At 70.3% G+C, this 8,139-nt stretch carries 1 protein-coding gene (running past one end of the window); it reads right to left on the bottom strand.

From position 1 onward, the window contains the following. Positions 1 to 8,139 carry part of the coding region annotated (locus HUA76_RS24695) for a non-ribosomal peptide synthase/polyketide synthase (protein ID WP_371823516.1) on the bottom strand (this coding region is incomplete at its 3' end). The annotated region continues 20,594 nt past the right edge of the window, so 8,139 of the 28,733 annotated nt are shown.

Below are 8,139 nucleotides of genomic sequence, written 5' to 3'. Positions count from 1 at the left end.
AGGACGGAGTCGTCGGGAGACAGGCCGTACTGCTGCTGCATCCACAGGAGGCGGTTGACGATGCCGGAGTGGGCATTCATGGCGCCCTTGGGGCGGCCGGTGGAGCCCGAGGTGAAGATGACGTAGGCGAGGGAGTCGGCGCCGGCCAGGGGCGAGGGAGTCGTCGAGGGCTGACGAGAGACAGCGGCCGCGTCGGAGTCCAGGCACAGCACGCGAGAGGCGTGAGGAGGCAGGACGGCCTTGAGGTGCTCGTGGGTGACGAGGACGGGCGCATCCGCGTCCTCCAGCATTCCGGCGAGGCGCTCACGGGGGTAGGCCGGGTCCAGGGGGACGTAGGCGGCGCCGGACTTGAGGACGGCGAGGAGCGCGACGACGAGGTCCAGCGAGCGCTCCAGGCAGACACCGATGAGGACGCCGGGGCGAGCGCCGAAAGAGCGCAGGTGCCAGGCGAGCTGATTGGCGCGAGCGTCGAGCTGGGAGAAGGAGAGAGAGGAGTCCTCGAAGCGGACGGCCTCCGCGTTGGGAGAACGAAGGACCTGGGCCTCGATGAGCGAGTGCAGGGACACATCGCGCGGGTAGGACTCCGTGCGGCCCTGGAACTCCACCAGCACCTGTCGCCGCTCCTCCTCACCCATCAGCGGGAGGCGCTGCACCGGCAGGTCCGGTGAGGCCACCACGGTGCGCGCGAGCACGGTGAGGTGCTCGACGAGGCGCTCCATCGTGGCGTCATCGAAGAGCTTCGCGGCGTACTCGAAGCGGCAGGCGAGTTCGCCCTGTCCCTCGACGACTTCCAGGCTCAGGTCGAACTTCGACGTCCCCGTGGCGACGTCGAGCTGGCTCAGCTTGAGCGTCTGATGCGTGGTCTCCGCCGGAGGCGTGTTGATGACGTTGAGGACGACCTGGAAGACCGGCGTGCGGCTCTGGTCTCGCGGCGTCTGGAGAACTTCAATCAATCGCTCGAAGGGCGCGTCCTGGCGAGAGAAGGCCCCCAGCGACTGCTTCTTCACGCGGCCCAATAGCTCGCGGAAGGTCGGCGTCCCCGTGAGCTGGGAGCGCATGGCCAGGGTGTTGACGAAGCAGCCGATGAGGCCCTCCGTCTCCGGCTGCGTGCGTCCCGCGATGGGGATGCCGATGGCGAAGTCGTCCTGTCCCGCGTGGCGGCCCAGCAACGCCTGGTACAGCGCCAGCATCACCATGAACGACGTCGCGCCTTCCTTGCGGCCCAGGGCGAGCAGGGGCTCCGTCACCTCGCGACTCAGCACGAAGCGCAGGCTGCCACCGTCGTAGGACTGCACCGCCGGACGCGACCGGTCCACGGGCAGCTCCAGCGCGGGCACTCCGATGAGCTGGTCCTTCCACCAGCGAATCTGTCCGTCGAGGACCGCGCCCTCCAGCCACTCCCGCTGCCAGACCGCGTAGTCCGCGTACTGCACGGGCAGCTCGGGCAAGGGGTTGGGGATGCCCGCGCTGAAGCACGCGTAGAGCACCGACATCTCTCGCGCGAGCACCAGCGAGCACCACGCATCCGAGATGGCATGGTGCATGACCATGTTGAGGACGTGGTCCTGCGGCCCCATGCGCAGCAACACCGCGCGGATGACCGGACCTTGCTCCAGGTCGAACGTCCGTGCGCCGTTCTCCTGGCAGCGGCGCATCAGCTCGTCCTCGCGCTCCTCGGACGTCGCTCCAACCACGACCTCCAGCGGCATGGGCAGGCCACCCTTGGGGTGGATGATCTGCACCGCTCCGTTCTCGGTGAGCTGGTACGTGGTCCGCATCACCTCGTGACGCTGCACCAACGTGTTCAGCGCGGCCTGGAGCGCGTCGGTGTCCAGCGGTCCGACGAGCCGGAAGCTGGAGCTGTTGTTGTACGCGGTGCTCGTCGGGTCGAGCTGCTGCAGGTACCACAGGCGCTGCTGCGCGAAGGACAGCGGCAACGGCCTGTCGCGCCGTGCCCTCGGAATCCCCATGGGCGCGGTGGGCACCGTGGCCGCACGGGGCGCGGGGCTCTCGGCCTTCGCGGGTGGCGCCTTGGCCACGGGGGCAGGGGGCTTGGGTACGGAGACCTGGACATTCTCCACGCGTCCATCCGCGCGCAGTCGCGCATGGCGACCCGTGCGGAACACCTGGGACGCGCCTCCCATGGGGTGGGCCACCAGACGACGGCGCTCCTCCTCTTCGGAGCGCCACAGTCCGGAGGGCAGGCCCGCGCCTTCCAGCGCCAGCTCTCCGACGACTCCCACGGGCACGGGGTGGCCCGCGCCGTCGAGAATCCACGGACGGAGGCCCGCGGGGATGCGCTCCTCGGGGCCTCGGGGAACCAGCGCGCCTTCTCGTGCGCCGCCCGCGAGCAAAACCTGGAGTCCCGAGCTCTGATGCAGCGTCGTGGCCAGCTCGGGCGAAGCCCCATCGAGCACCAGGGCTCCCACGGGCCCCAGCGCCTCACGGGCGCCGGGCAGCTCGGTCAGCGTGCGCGCGAGGCGCGCGGACGTGTGCAGGAGGACCTGGCCTGACTGCCGTGCCAGCTCCAGCACCTCGCCTACGCCCTGGTCGCCTTCCACCAAGACCTGCTCGTGGCGCGTGGCGGCCTCTTGCTCCAGGCGGTCTCGGATGGCGGAGAGCTTCTCGAGTCCCTTGAGCACCACGGGCGTCTCGAGCCCGAAGTCGATGAGCGCGGCGATCTCATCCACGTCCGCCACCCGCACGTCGAGCAGGCGCTTGAAGCCGCTCTCCACCGTGCCGATGAGGCCCGTACCCTTCGCGTGATGCTCGAAGGTGTGCTCCAGGAGGGTGTTGATGTCCTCCTCGGAGACCTTGTCGATTTCACCCTGGTGCCCCTGGGCCGCGAGCAGCGTGGCGGTGATTTCCGCCGAGCTGCGGAAGTAGCCCAGCAGCGGCTTGCGCACCGTGCGAAGGACTTCCTGTTCATCGTCGCCGATGAAGGCGTGCAGCATCACCGTGACGTGTCCTCGCCCCGGGTGGCCGTTGCGACGCCACGCTTCCCGGTAGAGGGCGACCCGCTGCTTCAGCTCGTCGATGGACAGCGCGAGCAGACCGGTGAGCACGCCCGCGCCCACCTCGCCGGCCAGTCGGAACGTCTCCGGATTGCCCACGGCCGTGAGCCAGACGGGCAGCTCCTTCTGCACGGGCTTCGGACGCAGCCCCACCTCCACCGTCACGCCGCCGCCACCCAGCCGCTTCATCTTCTCGCCCCGCCACAGGGAGCGCAGCGTCGCCAGGTGCTTCATCAGGATGTTGCGGCGGTCCTCGAAGTTGGCCGGAGCGAATGAGAAGTCCGCCACGTGCCAGCCCGTGGCCACCGAGAGGCCCACGCGGCCGCCCGAGAGGTTGTCCACGACGGACCACTGCTCGGCGACCTGCATGGGGTCATGCAGCGGCAGCACCACGCTGCCGGAGCGCAACTGCAGGCGTTTGGTGATGGTGGCCAGCGCCGCGGCGACGACCGCCGGCTGCGGGTAGAGACCGCCGAACGAGTGGAAGTGCCGCTCGGGCGTCCAGACGGCCGAGAAGCCGTGGGCATCCGCGAACTTCGCGCCCTCGACGAGCAGCTCGTACTTGGGACCCGTCATCGAGTCCTCATCGTTGGCGAAGTAGATGAGGCTCATGTCCATCGCCTGGGTGCGAGGACCGCCGCCTTGCAGTCGCACCAGTCGCGCGGAGACCTGCTCGGAGGGGAACGCCACGCGCAGACCGCGCGAGAGCGCCCACAACATCTCCAGCTCCGGACGCTCCGCCGACGTGTCGACCGCCGCGAGCCACGTGCCGCCTTCCGACGGACGCAGGCGCTCATCCAGCGCGGTGAACAACTCCGCCAGGGAGTGATGGTCCAACGTCCACGCCGGCTGGCCCGCGCCCGAAGGCAACAGCCAGGCCGCCGCATCCGCGCGAGTTCCACGTGCGCCCGTGCTCGCGGGAACCGATGCATCGAGGAGATCCTCGAGGTAGAGCGTGCGCGCGGCATCGAGCTTCGAGGAGGTGACGACCCCTCGCCAGGTGATGAGCAGGGGCGTTGCCGCGCCCTGGGGCGCATAGGCCGCGAGCCCACCCAGGTCCGTGGCGCCGAGGGCCACCACCGCGCCTCCGGCTTCGAGGACACCCCAGAGGACCGCCAGCTTCGAGGGGGACGGAGGCAGGCAGACCGCGACAGGGGCTCCGGGATTCAATCCCGTGGCACGCAGTCGCGCGGCGACGTTCTCCGCGCGCCGGGTCAGCTCCGCCCAGGACCAGGACTGGTCCCCGATGATGGCGGCCACGGTGCCTGGGTTCCGCTTCGAGCGCTCAGCGAGTTGGGCCGGAACGCAGGTGGAGACACGCACGGGACGCGGCGCGGGCCAGGTGGCGCGCTCGGTCTCGGTGGCCAGGGGCAGGCGAGAGACGCGCTCATCCGGACGAGCCATCGCGGACGCGAGCAGCACGTGGAGGTGGTCCACCATCCGACCGGCGGTCGCCGCGTCGAACAGCTCCGTGGCGTACTCCAGCGCGCCGTGGACGCGGCCCGACTCGTCACCAAGCACGAGCGTCAAGTCAGACAGCGTGGTGCCCCACTGCACGGGGCCGTCAGGGACTTCGACGATGGAGCCGCGGACCCCGGTCATCTCCAGGGCCGCCGCTCCGCCGCTGATGCCGCTGTGGAACACGAAGACGGTGTCCGTCATGCGCCCGCGGCCAATGTCCTTGCCGGGGACGAGTGCTTCCACCAGGTACTCGAAGGGCACGTCCGGACGGGACTGGACCTCGTTGAGTTCCTGGCGCACACGGTTGAGCAGCTCACGGAACGTCGGGTCGTCCGCGAAGCTGGTGCGGAACGCGGCGGAGTGCGCCACGTATCCGATGAGGGGCAGCAGCTCCGGCCGGGTGCGATTGCCCAGGGGTGTGCCGACGATGATGTCCGTCTGTCCGCTGTAGCGGTGCAGCAAGGTCTGCCACGCGGCGAGCACCAGCATGTACGACGTGAAGCCCTCGCGTTTACCGAACGCGCCCAACTCGCGGGCCAGGGCTCGCGGGAACTCCACGGGCAGGCGCACGGAGGTGAGCGGGCAACTCGCGGGGCGCTTGCGGTCCGTGGCCACCTCGAGCTGACGCGGCATTCCCGCGAGCCGCTGACGCCACCACTGCTCCTGCTCGGGGAAGCGGCCCTCGCGGATGCCCCCGCGCTGCCACGCGCCGAAGTCCGCGTACTGGATGGGCAGGGGAGGCAGGGGCGACGGGCGGCCTTGCTTGAAGGCGCCGTAGAGCTGCACCAGCTCGTTGATGAAGAGCGCGGTGGAGAGCGTGTCGCAGACGACGTGGTGGATGCTGCCCAGCAGCAGGTGGTGCCCAGGCTCCAGCCTGAGCAGTGAGGTCCGGATGACGGGCCCGTTCACCAGGTCGAACGGGAGCATCGCCTCCTCGCGCGCCAGGCGCATGGCCTCGGCTTCGCGCAGCTCGGGCGTGGCTCCGTGTACGTCGACGATGGGGAGGGGGATGTGTACGTCGTTGTGGAACCGCTGGACGGGTCGGCCGTCGACCACGTCATACGTCGTGCGCAGGGCCTCGTGCCGTCGGACGACCTCCTGGACCGCGCGCGCCAGCGTGGCCGCGTCCAGATCTCCTTCGAGTCGCAGGACGAAGGGGATGTTGTACGCGGAGAGGCCGGGCAGGTGCTGCTCCAGCCGCCAGACACGTTCCTGGACGAAGGAGAGCGGCAGCTCGGTTGTGCGGGGCAGGGGGACCAGGGGCAGCTCGCGCGTCGGCGCGGCGACGGGGGCCTGCCGCAGCATCGGCTCGATGCGCTGAGCGATGCCGGCCACGGTGGGCGCCTCGAACAGCGCCGCCAGGGGGAGCTGCACGCCGAACGCTTCTCGGACCTGGTTGAGAAGCTGCGCGGCCATCAGCGAGTTGCCGCCAATCTCCAGGAAGTCGTCGTCGCGGCCGACGAACTCCAGGCCCAGACGCTCACGCCAGAGTCCCGCGAGTCGCTCCTCGATGGCACCGCGCGGTGCGTCCTCGCGAGTCGGCGTGACTTCCATGGCCTCCGGCTCGGGAGTTACCGGTGGCGACCGAGGTGCCTCCACTGGCGCCACGTGGCCGGGTCGGAATCCCGAGGGTTCCAGCGACGCTACCTGGGCTGGCTGGAAGCCTGAGGTCTCCGACGGCGCCACGTGGGCAGGGCGGAAGCCCGCGGACTCACTCTGGACGGCGTGAGTGGGCCGTGAGCCAGCGGGTTCGGACGGGAGTCCGTGCACGGGCGGTGAGCCTGGGGACCCGGCCGGGACTCCGTGGGCGGGCCGGACGCCAGTGGCCTCCGCTGGTACCACGTGAGCAGGTCTGTACCCAGACGACTCCGGCGGAGCAACCAACGCCGGCGGGGGCACGAGCCCCGTCGTCGTCGGACGCCCGGGCTCCGTCCCGGACGCCATGGCTGTGACAGACGGAGGATGCGCGACCGGCGTTGGTGCTCCGGACGCGGCCCTCATCTGCACGGACTCCGCGACGACCAGGGGCTGCACAGGTGCAGCGCCGGGCTTTGCCTCCACCCAGACGCGCTTCTCCTGGAACGGATACGTGGGTAGGTGCAGTCGGTGGCGCTGCTCATGCGCGAAGAAGGCGGACCACTCCACCTCCACACCCTGGGTCCACAGCTCACCCACGGACGCGAGGAGACTCGCGTGCTCGGGCGTTGAGGTCCCCCGCCGCAGCGTGGCGAGCGCCTTCACCCGGTCCTTGTCCTGGCCCAGTGATGCGCGCACCAGCGGCGTCAAATCCTGTCCAGGGCCCACCTCCAGCAACACGCTGCATCCCTCTTCGAGCAGCGCTCCCACCGCGTCGGCGAACAACACCGGCTCGCGCATCTGGTCGGCCCAGTACCGAGGCTCGGCCAGCGCCCCGGTCCGTGCCCACGTGCCCGTCACGCTGGACGCGTAGCGCACGGTCGGCTCGGAGCGGCGCAGCGAGGCCACCACCCGCGAGAGTTCGGGCATCAGCGGCTCCACATCCGCCGAGTGGAACGCATGGGGCGCGGGCATCCGCACCACACCGACGTCCCGGCGCTTCAGCGTCTCCTGGAGTTGCTCCACCTCCGCCACGGGGCCCGCGACGACGCAGCGGTCCACCGCGTTGACCGCGGCCAGGGACAGCCGGCCCGACAGCAGCGGCTGCACCTGTGACTCGGGCAGCGCCACCGCGAGCATGGCTCCCGGCGGCATCCGGTGCATCAGCTCGCCTCGGGCCACGGCCAGCTTCAGGCCGTCCTCCAGCGACAACACTCCGGAGACGCAGGCCGCGGCGTACTCACCGAAGCTGTGTCCCAGGACGGCATGGGGCTTCAGGCCCCAGTCCATCCACATCCGCGCGAGCGAGCACTCGACGGTGAACAGCGCCGGCAGCGCGACGCGCGTGTCCGCGAGCAGCGTCGCGTGCTCGGCCTCCTGTCCCGGTGCGGAGGTCAGCAGCGTGCGGACCTGGGCCCGCAGCGCCGGAGTCAGCAGCGCCAGGCACGCCTCGACATGGGCGCGGAACGTGGGCTCGGTGTCGAGCAACTCTCGTCCCATGCCCAACTGCTGGCTCCCCTGGCCCGGGAAGATGAAGGCGATGCGGCGCCGACGCGCGGCCTCCGTGTCCTTCACCTTCGTCGGCGTGGAGGGCTTGAGGAGCTGTCGCGTCAGCTCGGCCGCGTCGCGAGCCACCACCACGCGGCGGTGCTCGAAGACCTTGCGCCCGACGGCGAGCGTGAAGGCGGCATCCGCCACGGGCAGGGCCTCGGCATGCGCCTCCGCATGGGAGGCGAGCTGCTTCGAGGCCGCATCCAGCGCCTCGGGCGTGCGTGCGGACAGGACGAACAGGTGATGCGTGCGGGAGCTGCTGCCGCTCGGAGACATCGGGGACTCCTCGAGCACGGCGTGGGCGTTGGTGCCGCCAATGCCGAAGGAGCTGACCGCGGCGCGCCGCGGGGTCTCGCTCCTCGGCCACGGCCGAAGGGTGGTGTTGACGAAGAAGGGCGTGGCGTCGAAATCAATCTGCGGATTGGGGCGCTCGAAATGCAGGCTCGGGGGAATCTCCCCGTGCCGCAGCGACAGCGCGACCTTGATGAGGCCCGCGAGTCCGGCGACGGTGTCCAGGTGGCCGACGTTGGACTTCAAC

The organism is Myxococcus sp. CA056 (genome assembly GCF_013336715.1).
Lineage (GTDB): Bacteria > Myxococcota > Myxococcia > Myxococcales > Myxococcaceae > Myxococcus > Myxococcus llanfairpwllgwyngyllgogerychwyrndrobwllllantysiliogogogochensis.
This window is presented reverse-complemented; position numbering and strand designations above follow the sequence as displayed.